The organism is Caloramator quimbayensis, from assembly GCF_900167605.1.
In the GTDB taxonomy this organism is placed as follows: Bacteria; Bacillota; Clostridia; order Clostridiales; family Caloramatoraceae; genus Caloramator_B; species Caloramator_B quimbayensis.
On sequence record NZ_FUYH01000035.1, the window covers coordinates 1 to 20,097 of the forward strand.

A 20,097-nucleotide genomic window follows, 5' to 3' on the forward strand; every position below is an offset into this window, starting at 1 on the left:
TCTCGTGAACTGCACTCTCTAATAGTAAATCAATGTCTACAGGGGATAATTTATCACCAAATTTTTGTTTTAAATAGCTTGTTACCCATGCCTTCTTTTCAACACCCTTACCCGCACCAAAATATTGCTCTGCGGCTTGTACTGCCTTTTTTGCTAAATCGTAGTATTTTTTTATCTTCTCATCCCCAATTTTTTTATCCAAGTAATTAAAAAGTGCTCCCATAACAAAGAGCACCACTAACTGAATAAGAATTGTTAAGCCTTGCATTAATATATCTTTTAACATAATAAAACCTCCCTTAAATTATTTTTACATAATCTCTGCAAACCCACTGCGGGGTTTTATTGTTAACCAGATACCAGTCGCCCTGTTGGTCATATATCGTTACGACTGCTCCCTTTTGGAGCTTGCCATTAATTTTGGCACTTGTTGAAGGCTTTTCTCGACAATTCAGCGTTGTAGCGATAACCTCCCCTTTTTTATACTGCTGTTGTGGTGCCGGTGGAAGCATGGTTACCTCAACATCTGTTTTGAATTTGCTCCAAACTGCCTGGTCAATCATCATAGCAGGGCAATTTTTGCCGGTTATGTCATAGTGCCTATAAAGGTCCTTAACTGTCAATCCATGCTTTTTTAATAGATATGCTGCTAACTGCACCGCATTGATGTATGTCCTTCCCCAGTCGCCGTCAGAGTTTACACACATCTCGATACCAATCAGGAAGTAATTTGGTCCATATGGTCTTTCCTGGATACGCTGACCTATGGCAGTATATTTGTTTGCGCCTACATGCCATGCAACCTCATTATCGGGAATACATTGAATAATTTGATGGTCGTCAACAATATAATGTGCGGAAGCTCCTCTTGTATTGGTATTAAAATACCTTGCTATTGCATCCGCATCGGCTCCTTTGTGCGTGTCTGCGGTATAATGCATTACGACGCCTTTGAGTTTTTTAATATTGCGTCCAGGTCTGTTCAATTTACTTGTCAGGAGCACTTGATTTATTGATAGCATATTATTCACCTTCTTTGTTGATTAATTCGTCAATCCTATGATGTGCTGATTTAGTTGATTCTTCAACCCTTGTTACACGTCGGTCAATATCGTCAATCTTTCTGCCATGGTCTTTAATGTCAAGCCTAATATCGTCAACTCCTTTAGATATATAATCTACTTTTGCTTCAAGCCTTACAGCATTACCGACTGAATCTCTGTCATCCTTTTTTGTTAGTCGCAAGAAGCCCCACACTGCAATAAGCGTACCTATAACAGAGCAAATAGAACTGATTAAAGCTACATTCATAGAGCACCTCCAAAGTAAAATTAAAAGAGCACCCTTTATGGATGCTCCTTGTGTCGCAAAATATTTCTATTGTGCATATTAATATAATTTATATAGCTTGAATTTCTAATATATATGGATTATAATTTAAAGCCTCAATTTTAATTATATGCTGACCTGCTAAGTCTGTCTTAAATTGATAAATTACATTTCCATATATCGTTGCCACTTCTATTGGTTGTTCATTATCAATTGCTATTTTAATATTTATTTCGATTGGACTAAATGAATATATTGTAATTGTGGAAATATCAGTATTATCTGCATTAATTACCGATTTATCTACTTCTGTGAAAAAATTATATGTTATTTGTGCATCACTAAATATTAAAAAATTGCCTTCTGTTATATTTTGAACTTCTATTAAATGTCGCCCTAATAATGTATTTTCTTTTATTAAATTTTCTTTTTCTTCTTCTGTGTTATAAGAAAACGTATAATTCATTATTTCACCCCTTATACAATTTTACAAGTGTTAACACCTATTGAAATATTTGCTTGTGCAACACATAACTTAAATTGTTTGAATATACTTCTATAGGTATACCCCCCAGAACTGTTTATATATGATTTAATAGAAAAAACATCCCCTGCGTTTACTGGCCAATCTTCTACATACGTTACATCAGTTGAACTATATGGAACTGCTTTATTTGATAACAATACGCTATTTTTATAAATATTAAGATAGGCTGTCCCAGAACTCATATTTTTGTTAAAAATATATTTTGCCCTTATTGTTCCATTGTTATTAACTGTAAAATTTAATATTTCTTCCTCTGTTTGACTATATGACCCCCTTATTACATTTTCAGCATAAATAGGGTTATCTCCCGGCATATAATAAGGAGGATATGCTGTCCCAGTTACTCCTGCAATATTAACTCCATTAACTATATTTGCTGGAATAAGATTTGTTAAATCAAGTGTTCCAACAATATCGCTGTCGCTATCATTACTAAATGTTTTTCCAAGCCTTACGTCGGATGCGACAGCAGAACCTGACGCTTTAGGCAACACAAAAAAACGACCACCACTCGCTGAATCATAATAAACTTCATATACCTTTCCGCTTTTAATCCCACTTGCTGGAATTTGTGAACCATCAAGTTTTAATAGCGGAACTGCTCCTTTGTTATCTACATTTAAAGTTACATTTCCTGTATTATCAGCAGTTGCTTTAAATTTAAGGCATTTACCTTGTGTATAGGTAAAATTACCACCAGTTGTTACTGTAATTGCATTTGCTGTTCCGCTTGCAATTTGTATCGTACTTTCAGCCAAATGCGAATCAAGGTTTGCTTGTACCACTGCTGCGGCTGCATTTGCCTTTGCTTGAGCTCCTGCAGGGGTTTCGTGACCAGAATGTGGAGCTGCTGTATTGATGTGAGTGTTTAGATCCTCAAGCGTTTTACTGGGTGTATCCCACCAGTTCGTTTTGCCTGTGATGGCTTTGATACGGTTTGTAAGCCAGCTTACCCATTGCACAAGCTTACCCGGCCCGTTCCCTGAAGGCGATTGTGTAGAATCAGCCGTTGGAGTTAACTCTGTGTCAATAATGTCCATATTATTATTAATTACCTGTATGTCAGCAGTTTCATTATCAGCAGGTTTTACTAATCCTAAATTTGTAGTTTGAGTAGCCAATTATATCACCTTCCTTGTTCTTAAATCTCCCCAAGTTCCTGTCTTAACTTGTCCCCAAGTAATACTTTTTACTTCGCTCCAGACTGTATAAGTAAATGTATAAATTATAGCTAAATGAGCAGGTTTTATTTCATTTATAGCATTTTTCAAATCATCAAGGTTTGGTGGAATACCTCTTGTCCCAATGGATTTTACCTCAAATGTATAAGGTGCAACATTTTCGGTTATTGCAACTTCCCCGTTTGAATAACTCTCTGCAACTGTTTTTATAAGATTAACTGTAATTCTCCCTGAACCTCTAACTTTGGACTTAATTACTGACCTTCGATATTCAGCAGGTTTATTTTCATCAACAGTTATTCCTAAAAATTGCTTCCAATATTTTAGTCCCCAAGTAGCTGTGTCGATAAAACATTGATTAAGTATGTCATTTATTGCAGTTTCTATTGCGTTAAGCTCTGTATTTTCTATACTATATAAAGTTTGAAATACTGCACTTTCTAAAAGATAAGGTGGCACTAATTTAGTAACATCTCTACTCATTTAGCACCACCTCACCTAATACAGCAACTTGCTCATCGCCAATTGTTATATTTGATGTTCCGCCATTTACAGTTAAATTTGAATAGTCAAGCACTCCTTCGCTATCAAGTATTAATGAGCCTATTTGTGCATAACTTGCATAACTTTGCTTAAATACTATGCTTTTTAAATGGTTTGTTATCTTTGATGATACATTTGCTATAACCTGCTCTAATGTATAATTTGTGTCCCTCACAATAGTCGCTGATATATCAATGTTTAATGCTTGTGCCGATGCAACTGTAACTGTTGCCCCTATTGGTCTGTTTTCTTCAATGTGAGCAACTACATTGTCAACTATATCTTGGCTTGCAGGTTGTTTATTGCTATCTATGATTACAACCTTAACTGTTCCTGCTCCATTCCAAAGTGGAAATACCTTGACATCGCCTACTCCTGCAACCTCTAAAGCCCATAGCTTATAGTGGTTTGCGTTTCCACTTGTCGCAGGTGTTTGCACCTTAATCAAAAGTCTATTTAACAAACTTGCGTCATCTTCTTCGTTTGTTCCACTTGCTGTCGCTTGCTCATTTATAACTGAGATTACTCCCACTATTTGCACAGGCAATTCTGTAATTGTATTAGCAGGCACATTATATTGACTTCCTACATCAATTGCTTCAATATCTACTATTGCTTGCTCATTTGAAATAGTTACTTCTGCTTTAGTTTGAAATTGAAGCCCTGACTCTGTTTGGACAAGTGCCCCCGCTGGAATAATTGTTCCATTATTTCCAACAAATTTAACTTGTCCTGTTGCTTTTGTCCCTGTTTTTCTATATATCCCAAACTCTGCTGCTCTTTTTTCTAACCATTCACCTGAGCTTGTTTGTGCAAAAACATTTTTAAGCACATTATCAAGCTCAGCATACATATTAGCAAGTTCAGTTGCAACTGGAGCTATAGCATCATATATAAATCCGCCTTCATCGTTGTAGGTGCTTGTCTGTTCAAGCATTCGTTCCTTTAATACATCATCTGTCATATCTTCATACATTCACACTCACCTCCCCATAAGGAGTTGCAACAATACAACTTATTCCTAATGTGTCTCCATCAAAGATAACTTCAACATCTTCAATGCTTTCAATGTAAGGATTAACCATCAGTGCTTCATAAAGTATTCTTTTTATTTCACTCTCCGCTGCTGCCTTGCTAAAATCACTTCCGATAAGGTCCTCTAAATCGTGTCCGTAATCATCGCTATATATCGCATATCTAAATCGTGGTGTTTGCAGTGTCTTGTATATCCATATTTTAATTGCTTCAAGCCCTTCTACTACAACAAAACTACCATCTTTGAGAATAAAATCATTCTTTTCAAAGTCCCAAGCATATTCGGTGGGTGTTGGCAGTTCTTGCGTCTGCTCTGCTATTGTTTCGTCAGTAACATCTATAAAAGGAAATATGCTATCACTCATAAGCTCACCACCTTACAAAGCACAATAAATTTCTGTCTATCTGTCATAGGTAAAACTGCGACTAAATCACCTGCAATTAAGCTACTTTTTATAGAATCATTTATATAAATATCGCTTTTATCAAGCTGTAAATCATTTATTTTAATTTTAAGTGGGGTTGCTGAAATAATTTGCCCTATTTCAATAGTTGGAGGATTATATTTAGCCCCCTGCTCTCTCATCACCTGTAATAATTCGCTATATGGATTTTTCATCAGCCATCACTCTTTTCATCCATAATATTTTCAAAGTGAAGTTCCAATTGCATTGTGTGTTGTCCATTATTCCAAGTATGTGTGTCGCTATCAATATAAAAAAGTCCTACTAAGTTTGTGTAAGGCTCTTTAATCTTTATTGCATATCCTGTTATACAATCAACATTACCAAGTGCAGTTATATCTCCGCTTCTTTCTATACCTTTTAGCATATTTTTTGCGACTGTTAGTGCGTTTTTGCCTTCTTCTTTTGTGTAAGTATCTTGTAATACTCCATACAACTTTATCCAATCGCTATTTTCAACTTTGTTAATGTAGTTGCCTTTATCATCATAAATTTTTACTCTATTTATCATGTTTTCTATGGTTTCTGTGTAACTTGAGTCGGTTATATTTGTGTTTGACTCAAGCACATAACTAACTACTGTTGAGCCTTTTTCTATTACATATAGTTTGCCTTGTTTCATCATAGGTATATATTTCTTGCCATTTTGTTTGCTTGCGTTTGTATAAGCCTTCATTATGATTGAGTATATATCTTCCCCCTGCACTATGAGATTTTGACTTATTCCTGTCTTTGCAAGGCTACCTAAACTAATTCCAAAATCACCTGCAACCTTTTGTGTTATCTGCTCTGCTGTCATCTTCTTAAAATTATATGTCCCTTTTGACTTGATTAAATAAATCAAATGGTCATAGCAGGTAACCCTAATAGCTTGGCTTGATGAACTCTTTTCTTTTGTAAAGACTATACCCCTAAAAAGTTCCTTGTTATCATCATAAAATATAATCATATTGCCAAGCTGAATGTTAATTTTTTCTATATTGTTGTCGTTTAATGGATAAACCATATCAAATTCAAGCTTTCTTGCTACCTGCTGTATATCTCCACTCCAATTTGCATTTGAGCAAAGCTGTGTTATGTCTATCATCTTATTGTTTTGATATAATACCAACTTCATACAATCACACCTTTTCGGCTAACATGTATTCTTTATATGATACATAGCCTTTTTGCTTATATGCAGGCTGTTTTATTTGCTTGATATGGTCTTCTCTCGTCTTTGCTCGTGCAACTTTTCTATTTATTACCTTCTTTGTTGTTTTAGCACTTGTTGCAGGTGTAGTTGTCTTTTTTACTACAACTTGAGTTGTTATTGTAACCACTTTATATTGTCTAAAAGTGATTGTAAAATATACATCTCCGCTTCCATCTCGTTCTCCATATTCAAAATTATCTATTGTGAAAAAATCATTTATATCTGTTTCGGTTATAAGTAGCCTTATTGGTTTGCCACTTGTCCTAAAGCTATCTATAATTTTTGTGTATTCATAGGGCTTAAGTAAATTTCTAACCTTTACAAATGGGTATTTTTGCCAAGAAAAAAAACTTGATAAACTTATTGAGCTTAACTTTTCCTTACCAATTAGGTTTATTTCACCTAATGTTTCTACATTGACTACTTCATTGTTATTCTCTTTTGATATTGTGAATTCAGAAGGCGGCACAGGAAGTTGTATATATTCAGTTCCTTGTATTATCCAAAATTCCATTTTTTCACCTCCTATGCCATGTTAGAGCTGACTTTCTGTATTTTCTTCACAAGTGCAGTTGTTATTTTATCTATATCGGCTTCTTCTCTTATAATAATTGAATCAGCAATTTTTGCTATTGTTATACTTGATATATTTTTATCTTTATTACTACTACCCGGATTATATGGATTTTCCTTTGCAGTCTGCACCCTTTCGCCTTTATGAAGCTCTGCAATATAACCATCAAAAGGCACATAATCAAGTCCCCTTGCATGGCTGCCATGCACTGCAACTTTAGCTGCTCCTGTTTCTTCACCCTTAGCCTTCTTGATAAGGTTTATTGTTCCCGTTATAGGATGCTTCAAAAAATCCTTTATTGCCTGCCACTTTTCAATAATATCCTTTTTTATGTTCTCGAATGTATTTTTAACGTTTTCCCATAGTTCTTTTGCTTTTGCCTTTACGGTATCCCAGTGCATATATAAGGCTACGCCGGCGGCAATTACTGCCCCAATTGCAAGTACTACTAAACCTATAGGATTAGCAGCTAAAACAGCATTTAGACCTCCTTGTGCAATAGTTTGGGCTATTGTGCTGGCTTTCCATAAATCCATAAGTCTTTTTACAGTGTTTATAACTTTTAATGCCCCTATTGCTCCTACAGCTCCCGAAATAACAGGAATAAGCCATCCCATATTATCCTTTACCCAGCCTACAGCCTTACCAAGCGCATTAAAGCCTTCTTCAATTCTTTTAGCAGCTCTATCTATAGTCCCATCCTGACTCCATTTTTGAAGCGTATCTGCAACAACGCCAACTTTACTTTTTAATTTATCAAACAATCCTCCTGTTTTAATTGTACCGTCTTGTGCAACTCCCATAAGCTGCCCTAATGCATTTTTGGCAACTCCTGTAACTGTGGACCATAATCCCTTTAAAGTTTTTGACTGCAATTCCATTCCACCTTTAAATCTTTCCTGCATTAATGATAGTAAGGCTTGATTAAAGGCTTTCTGGTCGGTTATCTGCCCTTTGTTATTTACAATCTCTTTCCCACGCATTATCTTATTTGCATGGTCAACAATCATCTGCTTTGTTATTCCAAATTCCTTAAGTCTCTCAAGTTCACCAGCCTGTGCATCTGCCACAGCTTCAACTGCTTGGTCAAGACTCTTATTCATAACTCCTGCCATATCTCCTATTTTCGGCAGTACATCTTTAGCAGCAAGCCCATAGCTTTGAAGCTTTACAGTAGCATCCACAACTTCATTTGTTTCAAAGGGCGTCTTATTTGCAAACTGAACTGCCCAAGCCATAGTTTCAGCAGCTTTTTTAGTATCCTTCATGACAACGTTAAGGGTATTTCTGTACCCTTCCATACTGCTTGCCTGCCCTATTGCTGTACTTACTAATTTTGAAGCTCCCTGCAAGCTAACATAAGCTCCTGCAAGCCCTAATATTTCTTTTTTCAGCTTACTTACTACTCCGCCTGATTTATCAGTTTTATTTGTAAAATCATAAACACTTTTACTCCCATTATCTATCTCTTTTTTAAACTGTTTTGTTGCGCCAACACAGCTTTTAAGCTTTGATGTAAAGTTATCTCTTATCTCAAATACAGCTCCAAGAGTATATTCCATATTATCACCTGCCCTATGGCAAATTAAGAAGGGCTAATCATTCTTTTTATATTTTCGATTAACCCTTCTTCCTCACTAATCGCTTTATCCATGCTTGCTATATAAAATAATTTTTCATATTCATCAAGCTGGAGCAATTCCTTAATTGAGTGTCCTCTTTGAATATAGTAGTGCAGCATATATAAGTCCGCACTACTATTAATTAGTTTTTTATATCTTCTACCACGCTCACACTATTTCTATATCCTGCAAGCTCCATGCACTTTAATGCAATACTTGAAATCTCCCCATCCTCAAATATCTTAAGAATTTCAATAGGCTCAACGCAGCCATAGGCTTCTTGAAGCTCTTTATCCTTAAGATTAGGCTGGATAACACAGTTGTATACCAAATATCTATCGCTTTCAGAAGGGTTATCAATTTTGCTTGCATCTATGATCGTATCTATATCAGGTTTTTGAATTGTAATTACTGCATCTAAGGACTTTACATACAAATCCATAGTTTTAACTTTATTATTTAAAATCTGCTCTTTTTTAGCAATTAAATCCTTTAATGTTAATTTCTTTGCCTGTTCTTTTCTCATTTTTTATCCTCCTTATTCTTGTATTAAATCAGGAAAAGATACATCATCCGGGGTAAAGCCAAAGGGAAATTCTGTTTCAAGCTTTTTCCCTAATTCAAAATCCATTAAGGTAAGCTCGTTGAACCATACATTATCAATTACAACTCTTTCACTCTGCTTATTTTTAGTCTGTGGATCCTTTAACCTTCCAATCAACTGGCTCCTTGGATCCTCCCCGTTTTTCCATGCATTTAATAATTTTGATAGCCCTCTGCTAAAAACTTTTTTTATTTTTAATTTGCCTTCTCCTTTTAAAGCCTTTATCCTGCTGTCAACGCTTAATGTATCAGGCATTGGAACATCTTCTCTCTCAGCCTTTATGCTTGCCTGAAAGCTTTCCACTTCAAAAACTTCCTCTCCGTCCCACCACACTTTACCATAAGTTCCTAATATCTGCTGACCTGCCTTAACAGCCATATTCTCAATCCACCTTTCTTATTAAATATAAATTTCAAAATAAAGGTCTTCCATTGCATCTAGGAATTTTACCTGTGCTCTAATAAACAGTTTGCTTCCTGTGTTGTATTCTTTTATCTGCTGTTCGCTAAGCTTTGATATATCTACACCCTTGCTTTGCAAATAGTCCCTTTGTGCCTGTATATTTATTTCAGCAATATTATCTCCTGAAGGATCCAAAATATTTTCTTTTACTAACTCTTTGAAATAACTGTTTACAGCAGCTAAAAATATAATTTTATTATCATACTTATTTACATATTTACCTGCGTAATCATTTTCAAAGGTATCTCTTATATCGTCCCTCACAAGATCCATTGCCTCGATTATCCTTATTTTCTTAAAATCTTCGCCTTTTGTCGATGTTGTTGTAGTTAAGCTGTTTACTCCCCTTGCAATTTTTATTTTTTCACCATCATTAATAAGAATTAACTTACCAGAATCTATATCTTCATCTGGATCATCACTCTCGGTAATTGCTTCAACTTCTGAAAGCACATAATAGGTACTTGAACGTGTAAAGGGCAATCCTGCAAGTATCCCTGCAATCCTACAAGTATATTCACTTGCCAAATAAGTTTTTGCACCAACTTTTATATTATCTGTGCAAAAATTTATAATCCCCTCATGATCTGCAGCTATATTAGGAAGTACCGCCTTAAAAGTTTTTTTGTCATTATCTCGGCAGCTTTTTATCCATGTAGCAATATTTAAAACATCACCTGAAGCAATATTAGGTATTGCTAAATAGTTCCATCTTTTATTTTTTAAAACTGATAACGCAGCATTATAATCTGTTGCAGTAGTTGCAATCCTTTCTATAATTACCTTACTTGGAACGCCTAAAAAAGTTTTTTCTATATAATCTTTATTTTCTGCAGTCCAATCAGACGATACAACCTCATTAATTGAGTTATATATCACTTCACCAGCTGGTTTAGTATCATCTTTTAATATTAATGCAACTATTCCCCTTGAACTTCTTTGCACTGCACTAACAGCCTTTTCAATAAATTCTATTCTTACTTCTGGTAATCCCATCTCAACCATCCTTTCTATTCAATATCTAATTCCTGCATAACTCTTATGCTATCCTCTTTATAGTCAAGTGCTTCATCAATATCACTCGGCATAATATACAATGGCTCACTTTGAGTATTTATTTCTATAGGCTCTTCATTATCTGTGAAATCAAGTGTAAAACTGCAATGGAGAATATTATCAACGACTTTATAATTTAATGCTTTAATTGAAATTGTATTCCCCTGCACTTCTAATACACTATTAAAAATCTGTTCAAATATATTAATTGCCCTTAAATTCTCTTCGTTTGTTTCATTCTTTGAAAAGTACATTATATCAATGTTTATAAGCTTATCTTTATAATCTACAAAGTTTTCAGTTAAAACAGGTATTACATCAATAAAAAAAGAAGGCCTTTTAAGCTCCTTCTTTACTTCTTCAGTATAGATATAATATTCACTGCCAAATTCACCATATAGTTTCCTGCTTATTGCCCTTTGAATATCTGTAAGAGTTATCATAAAATCACACCCTTGTTATTTCATCCAACAAGCCCTTAAGCTTTTCAGGCATTTTCTTTTCTGCTTTTGTTAAAGCATTTTTAAACATGTGACGGCCTTTTACAAAACCTCCACTACCTGTTTTATGTCCTTCTTCAACAAATGGAGCGTATAAAATATTGCTGCCGCATTTAACTTTATACACATTTCCTTCCTGCTTTGCTCCTTCCCTTATAAAGCTTCTTCGCAGTATTCCTGTCCTAACAGGGGTATTAAGCTTTGTATCTGCAATAACTTCATCTGCAATTTGGCCAAGTTTATTTTTAGCACTTTCAGGAAATTTGTTTATCATATTATTTAACGCTTTTTCAAAATCATCAAATCCAAAGGTTTTAACTCCCATAATATCACCTTATTTTTTATCTAAACAAAATACTTCCATGTAATTATCCCATTCAATTATCTTTTCAACTTCCATTTCATCGTTTTTATATTTTATAACTGAGTTAATTTTTATATCATCATCCAAATCGCAAAATAACCTTCTCGTTACGCCTATTTCATATCCATATTCTTTTTTTAACCTTTCAGTAGAATAGGGCTGAATATCTGCCATTTTAGTTTTAATTTTTGTATACTCCCCTTCATGCCATATACCATCTGCATCTCTATAACTTTCAGATTTATTCCACACTTCAATTTCTTTATTATAAAACATTAGATCACCCTATCATTTTGATTTTTGGTAATGGCAACAAGTTTTTTACGCTCTCTGGCAGGTCATCTCCAAATGTAGCGATTCTGCTTCCCTGCTGTGCCTGCTTAACTCCTTCATTGCCTCTTCTGTTATACATTACAATAACATATTCTTTTATAGCTAAATCATAGGAGCTCACATCTTCTACATGAAGGTAATTTTTTATAGCTTCCTGAGCTTTATTTATCTGAAAGTTTAAATATGCATCCGTGCTCGTACCGGCTATACCTAAAATACACTTTATTTCCTCAAGCATTTAATCAGCTCCTTTTTGACTGCCTTTTGTTTTCAGCCTCCGTTGCTTCCTTTTGTCCCTCAACTTCATAGCCATGCTCTTTAAACCATTGGATTAAATAGGGGTCAGTAGTTTCACCGACCCCGTTATAAAAGCTTACCCCTGCTGTTATACCGCAGTATTTTTTGTTTGGTGCTGTAATCTTTGCCATAATTACACCACCTTTATATTCCTAAATACAGCGGCTGCCTTTGTAGCTTTAAGGGCAACAGCAGCAATCATTTCAACTTCGCCAGTTTTTACAGCACCCGGAGTTGTAAAATCAGGCATGTACTGCTTTATTAAACCAGCACCTGTAGGAGAAACTCCATGGAATCCATCTAATGCAAGGCGTGCAGCATATAGATCAGTCAATCCGGTTATGACATTTGTACCATCTGGCTTTCTTGTATCAATAATAGGAACTACCGGAGTAGTTGAACCTGGCTTCTCACCAAGATCAACTAAAGGGATACCATCATAGTTGTCCACTTTTCTCCCAAAGGCATCCTCAGTCTGACTGAAATATCCTGCCCTTCTTGCTACAGACTTAATTTTTGTTATAAGTTTGCTATTCCCTGCTAAAAATGAAGGTTTTCCATCTAAAGTAGAAAGAAAATCATCTAAGGCATCAAGAAATGTTTTATAATTTGTATCCATTGCGTTTGAAGTTGAAAGGTCAATATATGCATTTTTATTGTATTCAGTTGAGCTTCCTGCAATTGCTTTATCAAGCCCATCAAAGGCTTTACTGTCAACAGCTGAATCACCGTTTATAACCGTATCATGAAACAGTGCCTTTGCTGCTTTTATTTTCTGCTGCATCTGGAAGGTGACCTCGTCAACAATACCTCCCATGTCTGCAATAACCCTGTCAATCTGGAATGCTCCGCCAAATATTTTAAGGTCAACTGTAAAATGCTCTGTGTCAACTTCCTGTGGAATGTATTCGCTGTTTATCTCCCTAAATGCTGCTGTTGGCTGTGTCTTTACCCTGTTGTAACCGTAGGTCATTGTTGCTCCTCCACCAACTGGAGATACAACGTTATCAAAAATCATATTATCAAGTAGAAAAGATGACTTTCTAAATTCATCAATCACGTTTTTACTTAAAGCGTCAGGTACATTTACCTTTGCCTGTGCTAATGTTATTGGCATACTCAATTACTCCCTTCTTTTATTTTTTATTATTATAAAATTGTGAAATTGCTCCTGCTAAATCATTTACATCAGCAGGGTTTGAATTATCTTTTGGAGGCTGATAGCTTCCTTTTAATCTTTCCTGTACAGCTGCCTCTACCCTTGAATTAAAGCTTTTTTCAAGAGTTTCAAGATTTTTAGTAGTTGTTTCCTCATCATTGCCAATAAGAAAATCAATAAGCTCCACTGGCAGTTTTTTATCTGTTGCTATTTTAATAGCCTTATTAGTAAGGTCCTTTCTTAAGGCTTCAGCTTTGATTTTTTCAATCTCAGCCTGTAGTTTTTTAAGCTCTGCATCCTTTGGGTCAGCATCAGGGAACCTTTTCTTCATTTCCTCTTCAATAAGCTTTTCAAGGTTGTTTTTCTTAAAAGTTTCAATCCCTTCGGTAACCCTTTTGTCAGTCAGGCTTTGCAATAGCTTTTTGCCTTCCTCGCTGTCTTCCAAAAATTTTTTTACTCCATCAAGTGTTACCGCCTCAGTTGGTTTTAAACCCTTGATGTAGTTTATAAGTGAATCTGTCCCTTTTGATAATTCGTCTAATAAAGCTTTTATTTCCTCTTGTGTCATAATATTTATACCTCCTCATAGTCCTTGCAGTTGTTTAAACCCCTGCAAGTCCAATTTTTATATAAAACCCAATAATGGGTATTTGGGCATAATAAAAGCACCTACTAATCTCACTTAGTAAGTGCTATTTTATAAATTCTATTACTCCTTTTACTAACTCTCCTGCTTTTTTCATCATGGAATTTTCCTCTAAATACTCAAGTCCTTTTAATGTTATTCTTACGTCTGCTATTTTTATTCCCGGGTACATTCTGCCAGCAATATTTATTATATATACCCCTTGTATATACCCCTCGTTAGCCAGCATCTCCATAATTTTAACCCAGCGTGCTTCTGTTATTCCTAATGCTTCATGCATTATTTCTTTATTATCAAATTCCTCTTCATCCATAGCACGTTCAAGTCTTTTAAGAATTTTATATATTATTTTAAAGTTATCCATTTTATCACCTTTTATATTAAATTTCTTCACTAATATATAATTTTTCTGTTACATATTTTTGTAACTCATTAATATTAATTTTTTTATTACTAAAAATATCATATACATGCATACCATTTGCTATTTCATCATCGGTAATACCATTATATTCAATTACTGCCACTTCATTTTTTTTATTAACCCAATCATTAATATCTTCAATATACATAACATTATCATTATTTACGCCTAAAATGCTACATATAGCTTTAACAAGAACTCCCTTATCTAATTTTTCTTTTGCTAATATTGTAGTCCCAATCATTTATTTCTCACCTCCCATATTTTCAAAACTTCGTCTATCTTTTCTTTTGACAACTCTAAATTTTTAAACACAGTCATTGCTTTATTATCATTACCATTTTTAATTAAATACTGCAATGCTTTAAATTGTGCTCTATCTATGGTTACAAAACCATCCCCTTTTATAGGATAAAACCTTGAGTCATGACAACCGTACATCCTACCATTTACAACATAAGTATCATTTGTTTTATTATACAGTCCTTTTTTAATATCTTCAATGTCTTTCTTTACATCAACATTAGGCATTATTATCGTATTCTTATCTTTAGCAATAGACTTAATAGTTATAGAATTAATATAATGTCTTTTGGGTAATGGTTCTTTGTATTCTTTTATTTTTTCAAGTTCTTTTATTTTTGCCACTTTTTCCTCATACCACTCTTTATAATCCTTCCAATCAATTTCCTCTTTTGTTAAATTATCAATTCTTTTATCAGGTTTCCAATCTTCATCAGGGGCATTAATCCAGCAGCACCTGTCAAGTGGATGCAAAGGCATCTGCGGCTTATTAGGATCATCAATATCAAAAACTTTTCCATCCAGTGAAGCACATCTTTTGCAGGTATGAGTATCAAGTGTTGCCGACCACATCTGTTTTTTTATCCCTATATTCTTTGCTATATCCTCCTGTGCCTTTGCCTGTACCCTTGTAAGCTCTGTAACAGCTAATCTGTAGCTTTCATAGGCGCCCACATTAAACATTCTTGAAATATCTCTTCCTATTTTATCAATAGTTGTTTTCCCATCCATACATTCACTTATTGACTGCTTCAATTTATCAATCAGTGCTGCTTTATTCTGCCAAATTCTATCACTAAAAAGCATACCATCAATCTCTTTATTCACTGCTCTTTTGACTATTTCCTCATCTAATAAATCAAATTTTAAATCCTTTTCTGTTCCTATATCTATTACATAAGCATTTTTATAATAAGTATCAATATATACATCCTCAAGAATTGAAGTTATTTTGTCTATCTCGTCACTTCCAAGATTTTTCCCTATGTTTCTTAGTTTTTCTCCTATCTCATGCACTAATTTATCCTTCTGTGCCTGTGTAAATTTTAAAAACCCATCCACTGCAAACTTAATAAATAATGCACCTATTAATTTTTGGACTTCATCCTTTGCCTTAGCTTGCTGTTTATATACTTCTTTCATTTCTTCATTGGTATATTTTTCACCTTCTGCATTAATATTTTCAATAATCCTGCGATATTTTGGATTTACTTTACTCATTTAATCCACCACCGCTTTGTTCAAGAAGTGAAGCACCGATACTGTTAGCCTCCTGCTCTGCTCTAAGCTTTTTAAGCTCTTCCTGTACATTATCAACAAATGAAAGCTGTGCAAGACCTGTCTCTGTTGAAAGTTTGCCATTAAGCTGACTTATTATCTGAGCCATTACAACATCATCAGAAGGTATCATAGGCGTATACTTACATTTTATATCCCTAAAATCATAATCAACATTAGATTTTATCTTTAAATACTTGAATAAGAACTTTAACCTCACCTTTATACAGTCTGTTATAGAATCAGCATTAAGCTTACATTTATTTTCAAGTGCAATAAGCCTTGTTCTAAGGGCAAGGGAACTTGTATTGCTTACAAGCTTTTCATTTGCATTTATATGGCAGCTAAGCTGGTACATTTTATCTTCAAGCGTTGATAATGTATTTTGTATAAAGGAATCATTAATATTTTTAATAAGCCATTCAACTTCGCCATCCTTTGGCACCTGCATTATACCAAGCTGTTTCATCTTTTTTAAGTCATCATCACCTTCAAGAGTTGCACCAATTATTTTTAAATAAGCATTCCTAAAATCAGTTATTTCATTGCTTATATCGCTTAAATTCGTTTCATAAGCATCTTGAAGGCCCTTTATATCATTCCATAAAGTGTCATATTCTTCCTCTTCTGCAATCGTGCAGCAGGAAACAGGTACCTGTCCGAATATATGGCTGTCACGCCCTATTAAGGTAGTCGGATAACCTCCTGTAGACTTGTAATGCTCAATCACTGAGTCATGATAAACATCAAGATACTGAATATCATCAAACTGCAGCTTGTAAAAGTGTAAAAATAACTGAACATTACCAAAGTCATCTAACAAAGCATAACTATTCAATGGCGTTAATATTCTCGCACTAAAAAGTCCATCTGCATCCACATAATATAGTTCATAAGCTTTACCATATACAAGCACATTCTTGCATAAATTCTGGTTATGTTTTTCGCTCCAATGAGCAATATTATCCTGGATAGCTTGTATTATATCCTCATTCCCGGACTTACTTATATAGGTTATCTTGTTCCCAAGAATATATGATGTTTCTTCTTTAATAAACTTTTTTATGAAATTGCAGCTGATTTTATTATTAGCCCTGTCAGTAATCATTTTATAATTTTTTATGGCATCTGACTGCCCTCTATAATAATCAAACATATTTTGATATTTGGGCAGCTTTAAGTAATAATCGCTTATACACTTTGTTATTAGTTCCTCTAAGGTCATAATATCACCTCACTAAAAAAGCAGTTTCCTGTCAAAAAATTTAAGAGGCTTTATAACCTCTATTTGTTCAATCCTATTTGCAAATTCAGCAGTAATATCCGCTGCATCGTCATGCAGAGTATAATCTTGTCCTGCAAATTCTTTTATCTGCTCTATAAACTCTTTATCATCAGAATTAAAAATAATAGCCCCGTTATTTACATCTGAAACAATTGTCGCAATTTTATCGTCCTTATTTTTCTTTTGCATCTCATTCATAATCTTTATATCTCTGTGTGATAACATAAAATCAGCAGCAATCATATTTTCAATCCTGTTTGCATCTGCACCATTAAATGTATTTTTTTCAATGTATAAATGGGTAATGTCTTCAAAATCCTTTAAAAGCTCAATTATATAGTTTAAATATTTATCAAAATCTTTCCTTGCATTAATCTTTACAAGTTCAGCCTTGCGGCAATACTTAAATCCATTATCAGCAAGACTGCCAACTAAAAAAGCACAATAATCTGAACTTGCGCCTGCAGTTGAAGCTGGATCCACGCAAAGCATTGTTTTTATAAAATTATGTTTCTCTATTTCTTCAGGAGTCTGTACCCTTATTGACTTAAACCACTTTTCTCCTATCTTTGAAGCATCATTTTGCAATTCCTGCTTAAAACTTATGCTGTCGTTATAATAATTTATGGCCAAATCACAGCAATTCCATTTATCAGGCCAAAGCACTGGAAACTGCATCTGTTTTTCATGCTGAAAATAAAATTCCCTTGCAACAGCCTCTGAATCCTGCAGGGAATCATCAAAGTATATTTTTTTAAATTCAGCCCAAGGTCCGCTATTAAAAAGCTCCTCAACATCATCAACCAAAACAGCCCGTCGTAATATATGCTTGTATTCTTTGTTCAGTAAAAGACGGCTCATAAAACAATCTCTATGTAAAATTGTTCCAAGAACTATAAACTTTGTCGCCATTTTTATTTTCTTTCCATCACGATAAACAGCTTCATCACCTGCAAACTTTGCATCATCCATCCATGTACGATATTTTTTCTCCCTGGCTTCTTCTGTAATAATATCAGACTTGCCTTGATAGTCATCGGCAATTACAACAGCAGGTCTGTAATTTCCGTATTTTTTACCACGGATGCTTGAAGTTGATGAAATTGCCTGTATCTTTGTACGGTTTACCAGTTCAATCTCAAGCTTGTTAACCGTAAATCTTTTCTCATCTATCAGCTCTCCAAAGGCTTTTTTTATATATTCATTCTCTGTAAATGCCTGCTTTGTAACAGCAATAAATTCTATGGCGTCCTGTTCAGTTTTACCGCAAACAAGGGTATAGGGGGAAATACCATAACTGTGCAGCCATACAGATATTGCAAAATCAAATATAGTTGTTTTCGCACTTCCTCTGGGAAGTATCAGCTCCAATTTATCATATTCATCTTTTAAAAACATTTTCTCTGCTTCCTGCCACAACTCATAATGAACAGGTGCAAGCTTCCTTGCTGTATTATTAGGTTTTGGTACAAAGGTATTCTGCAAAAAGTATAAGCAAAAAAACTCTATCGACCTTTTTCCAAGGGCCCATGCAAGACCGTGATAATCAAATAAATGGTCTTTATACTGCTTTACAAGGTCCTTTGCTTTTTCATCACCATATTGTTTTTTTAAGTATTTATATAAAAGCTTCCTGTTTTCACTTGCTTCATCATAATGCATACAATCACCTACAATAATTTAACTGTAAAAGAATACCTGATATTTCATCAGGTACCCATTTTATATATAAAAAAGGAGCTTGTGGGTTTAAATGTATTTACAGCCATTTTAAGCATTGTTTTCTTTGGAAACTATCAATTACACCTTCTAACGAATTTTATTCGTATATAGGCTTATATATGCGTTTTAAATGTATTTTGATAAAAGAGATTGGCTTGTCCGAAGGTTGAAAAATATTTTAAAAAATTGTGGAGGTCATCCGGGCACTGCAGCCCATTTCAAGATTAGAACCCTACCCCCTTCTATTCATGCCCCATACAAACATTAAGCTAAATGCAGATTTCATATAATGTTATAATATCTTACTAAAACCAGTATTATCAAGGCTTTTCAATGATTTTTAAATAGTTGCAAAATCATTATACAAAGATATACTGCATATTTATTTATTTTATATCAATTTATACGCTATTTATACATGTTTTATTCATTGTCCACTTCTTTAAATTCATTCTCTAAAATATCATCATTAACCTTATCTTTATCCTCTGTTACGATTTGTTCAACCTTAGTAGTAGTCTTACCAAGCACCCTATCTATAAGGTATTGTAAGGCGTCAAGCCGGTTTCTCTCTGATTTTCCCTTAACTGCCATTTTCCTAAGCTCCATTACATAGGTCTTTAACTCAGCTAAAATCAAGGCGTTTCCTTGCTTTACAATTTCCTGCCTCCTCCTGTCCAGCTCAGCCTTAAACTCCTCATCCTCCAGCCAGTTATATATTGTACTTCTATATACTCCCACCAACTTAGCAACATCAGTAATTGCCTCACCGCTCAAAATTAAAGTAATAGCTTTTTCCTTTCTCTCATCTAACATTTTATCACCACCTTATAAAGACTACAAAACTACATAAAAAAGCACCAGTTTTATAACCAGTGCTTTTAATCATTATCGCTTTGGCTCTATTATATCATATATAATGTCAAATACCATGACATAAAATTGACATTTTTATTTTAACACTTTAATTCCAAACAACTGTATTGCATATTTTTTTAATGCTTTATTTTTTTCTCTATAGATATGTCTTTCACTAATTCCAAGTTGTTCAGCTACATACTCTAATGATTTATTATTTATAAGCCATTCTCTTAATATTTTTTCGTACTTTTCGTTATCTTTAGCAAAGTTATTTAATGTATTTTCTATACTTTCGATAGCGTTTATTGTTTCT

At 34.2% G+C, this 20,097-nt stretch carries 30 protein-coding genes; all 30 read right to left on the reverse strand.

The window, feature by feature from the left end; all coding sequences use genetic code 11:
- A partial coding sequence (locus tag B5D15_RS13740) for a phage holin (protein WP_078697682.1) occupies positions 1–286 on the reverse strand: 286 nt, incomplete at its 3' end.
- Between the two features lie 13 nt (positions 287–299).
- A complete protein-coding gene (locus B5D15_RS13745) occupies positions 300–1,022 on the reverse strand; it encodes an N-acetylmuramoyl-L-alanine amidase (protein ID WP_078697683.1) in 723 nt (240 codons plus the stop codon).
- Position 1,023: 1 nt separating this feature from the next.
- Positions 1,024–1,245 (reverse strand): hypothetical protein, encoded by a 222-nt coding sequence (locus B5D15_RS13750; RefSeq protein WP_143287327.1) that lies wholly within the window; start codon positions 1,243–1,245, stop codon positions 1,024–1,026.
- 154 nt (positions 1,246–1,399) lie between these two features.
- Positions 1,400–1,795, reverse strand: coding sequence for a hypothetical protein (locus B5D15_RS13755; RefSeq protein ID WP_078697685.1), 396 nt, complete (start codon positions 1,793–1,795; stop codon positions 1,400–1,402).
- Between the two features lie 11 nt (positions 1,796–1,806).
- Positions 1,807–2,997 (reverse strand): hypothetical protein, encoded by a 1,191-nt coding sequence (locus B5D15_RS13760; protein ID WP_078697686.1) that lies wholly within the window; start codon positions 2,995–2,997, stop codon positions 1,807–1,809.
- Positions 2,998–3,540 carry a YmfQ family protein gene (locus tag B5D15_RS13765; protein WP_078697687.1) on the reverse strand — a complete coding sequence of 181 codons (543 nt, stop codon included), beginning with the start codon at positions 3,538–3,540 and terminating at the stop codon, positions 2,998–3,000.
- A complete protein-coding gene (locus B5D15_RS13770) occupies positions 3,533–4,576 on the reverse strand; it encodes a baseplate J/gp47 family protein (RefSeq protein ID WP_078697688.1) in 1,044 nt (347 codons plus the stop codon). Before B5D15_RS13770 ends, B5D15_RS13765 begins: the two co-directional genes overlap by 8 nt.
- On the reverse strand, positions 4,569–5,000 hold the full coding sequence (locus B5D15_RS13775) for a DUF2634 domain-containing protein (RefSeq protein ID WP_078697689.1): 432 nt from the start codon (positions 4,998–5,000) through the stop codon (positions 4,569–4,571). The genes B5D15_RS13770 and B5D15_RS13775 overlap by 8 nt, the downstream gene beginning before the upstream one ends.
- A complete protein-coding gene (locus tag B5D15_RS13780; protein ID WP_078697690.1) occupies positions 4,997–5,254 on the reverse strand; it encodes a DUF2577 family protein in 258 nt (85 codons plus the stop codon). Before B5D15_RS13780 ends, B5D15_RS13775 begins: the two co-directional genes overlap by 4 nt.
- A complete protein-coding gene (locus tag B5D15_RS13785; protein ID WP_078697691.1) occupies positions 5,254–6,216 on the reverse strand; it encodes an XkdQ/YqbQ family protein in 963 nt (320 codons plus the stop codon). The genes B5D15_RS13780 and B5D15_RS13785 overlap by 1 nt, the downstream gene beginning before the upstream one ends.
- 4 nt (positions 6,217–6,220) lie before the next feature.
- Entirely contained in the window at positions 6,221–6,808 is a 588-nt protein-coding gene (locus B5D15_RS13790) for a hypothetical protein (protein ID WP_179122321.1), read from the reverse strand.
- A gap of 11 nt (positions 6,809–6,819) precedes the next feature.
- Complete coding sequence (locus tag B5D15_RS13795; protein WP_078697692.1) at positions 6,820–8,430, reverse strand: tape measure protein; 1,611 nt, start codon at positions 8,428–8,430, stop codon at positions 6,820–6,822.
- Between the two features lie 23 nt (positions 8,431–8,453).
- Entirely contained in the window at positions 8,454–8,609 is a 156-nt protein-coding gene (locus B5D15_RS15540; protein ID WP_179122322.1) for a hypothetical protein, read from the reverse strand.
- A 23-nt stretch (positions 8,610–8,632) separates the two neighbouring features.
- Positions 8,633–9,016, reverse strand: coding sequence for a phage tail assembly chaperone (locus B5D15_RS13800; RefSeq protein WP_078697693.1), 384 nt, complete (start codon positions 9,014–9,016; stop codon positions 8,633–8,635).
- Between the two features lie 12 nt (positions 9,017–9,028).
- A complete protein-coding gene (locus B5D15_RS13805; protein ID WP_078697694.1) occupies positions 9,029–9,472 on the reverse strand; it encodes a phage tail tube protein in 444 nt (147 codons plus the stop codon).
- 21 nt (positions 9,473–9,493) lie between these two features.
- Complete coding sequence (locus B5D15_RS13810; protein ID WP_078697695.1) at positions 9,494–10,552, reverse strand: phage tail sheath C-terminal domain-containing protein; 1,059 nt, start codon at positions 10,550–10,552, stop codon at positions 9,494–9,496.
- Positions 10,553–10,566: 14 nt separating this feature from the next.
- Positions 10,567–11,055 (reverse strand): phage tail terminator family protein, encoded by a 489-nt coding sequence (locus tag B5D15_RS13815; protein WP_078697696.1) that lies wholly within the window; start codon positions 11,053–11,055, stop codon positions 10,567–10,569.
- A gap of 4 nt (positions 11,056–11,059) precedes the next feature.
- Complete coding sequence (locus B5D15_RS13820; protein WP_078697697.1) at positions 11,060–11,437, reverse strand: HK97 gp10 family phage protein; 378 nt, start codon at positions 11,435–11,437, stop codon at positions 11,060–11,062.
- Positions 11,438–11,446: 9 nt separating this feature from the next.
- Complete coding sequence (locus B5D15_RS13825; RefSeq protein ID WP_078697698.1) at positions 11,447–11,752, reverse strand: hypothetical protein; 306 nt, start codon at positions 11,750–11,752, stop codon at positions 11,447–11,449.
- 4 nt (positions 11,753–11,756) lie between these two features.
- Positions 11,757–12,047 (reverse strand): head-tail connector protein, encoded by a 291-nt coding sequence (locus B5D15_RS13830; protein WP_078697699.1) that lies wholly within the window; start codon positions 12,045–12,047, stop codon positions 11,757–11,759.
- Between the two features lie 4 nt (positions 12,048–12,051).
- Positions 12,052–12,237 (reverse strand): hypothetical protein, encoded by a 186-nt coding sequence (locus B5D15_RS13835; protein ID WP_078697700.1) that lies wholly within the window; start codon positions 12,235–12,237, stop codon positions 12,052–12,054.
- A 2-nt stretch (positions 12,238–12,239) separates the two neighbouring features.
- The gene (locus B5D15_RS13840) at positions 12,240–13,223 is read right to left on the reverse strand and encodes a major capsid protein (protein ID WP_078697701.1); all 984 of its coding nucleotides are present in this window, start codon (positions 13,221–13,223) and stop codon (positions 12,240–12,242) included.
- Positions 13,224–13,242: 19 nt separating this feature from the next.
- The gene (locus tag B5D15_RS13845) at positions 13,243–13,833 is read right to left on the reverse strand and encodes a DUF4355 domain-containing protein (RefSeq protein WP_078697702.1); all 591 of its coding nucleotides are present in this window, start codon (positions 13,831–13,833) and stop codon (positions 13,243–13,245) included.
- Between the two features lie 124 nt (positions 13,834–13,957).
- Positions 13,958–14,275, reverse strand: coding sequence for a YjcQ family protein (locus tag B5D15_RS13850; protein ID WP_078697703.1), 318 nt, complete (start codon positions 14,273–14,275; stop codon positions 13,958–13,960).
- Positions 14,276–14,291: 16 nt separating this feature from the next.
- Positions 14,292–14,579 (reverse strand): hypothetical protein, encoded by a 288-nt coding sequence (locus B5D15_RS13855; protein WP_078697704.1) that lies wholly within the window; start codon positions 14,577–14,579, stop codon positions 14,292–14,294.
- Positions 14,576–15,859: a minor capsid protein gene (locus tag B5D15_RS13860; RefSeq protein ID WP_078697705.1), complete on the reverse strand. Its 1,284-nt coding sequence runs from the start codon at positions 15,857–15,859 to the stop codon at positions 14,576–14,578. Before B5D15_RS13860 ends, B5D15_RS13855 begins: the two co-directional genes overlap by 4 nt.
- Entirely contained in the window at positions 15,852–17,141 is a 1,290-nt protein-coding gene (locus B5D15_RS13865) for a phage portal protein (protein WP_078697707.1), read from the reverse strand. The genes B5D15_RS13860 and B5D15_RS13865 overlap by 8 nt, the downstream gene beginning before the upstream one ends.
- Before the next feature lie 12 nt (positions 17,142–17,153).
- Positions 17,154–18,863: a hypothetical protein gene (locus B5D15_RS13870; protein WP_078697708.1), complete on the reverse strand. Its 1,710-nt coding sequence runs from the start codon at positions 18,861–18,863 to the stop codon at positions 17,154–17,156.
- A 483-nt stretch (positions 18,864–19,346) separates the two neighbouring features.
- Entirely contained in the window at positions 19,347–19,739 is a 393-nt protein-coding gene (locus tag B5D15_RS13875; protein ID WP_242948759.1) for a helix-turn-helix domain-containing protein, read from the reverse strand.
- Positions 19,740–19,874: 135 nt separating this feature from the next.
- Positions 19,875–20,097, reverse strand: a 223-nt coding sequence (locus B5D15_RS15545) for a hypothetical protein (RefSeq protein WP_423236580.1), incomplete at its 5' end; no start/stop codon positions are given.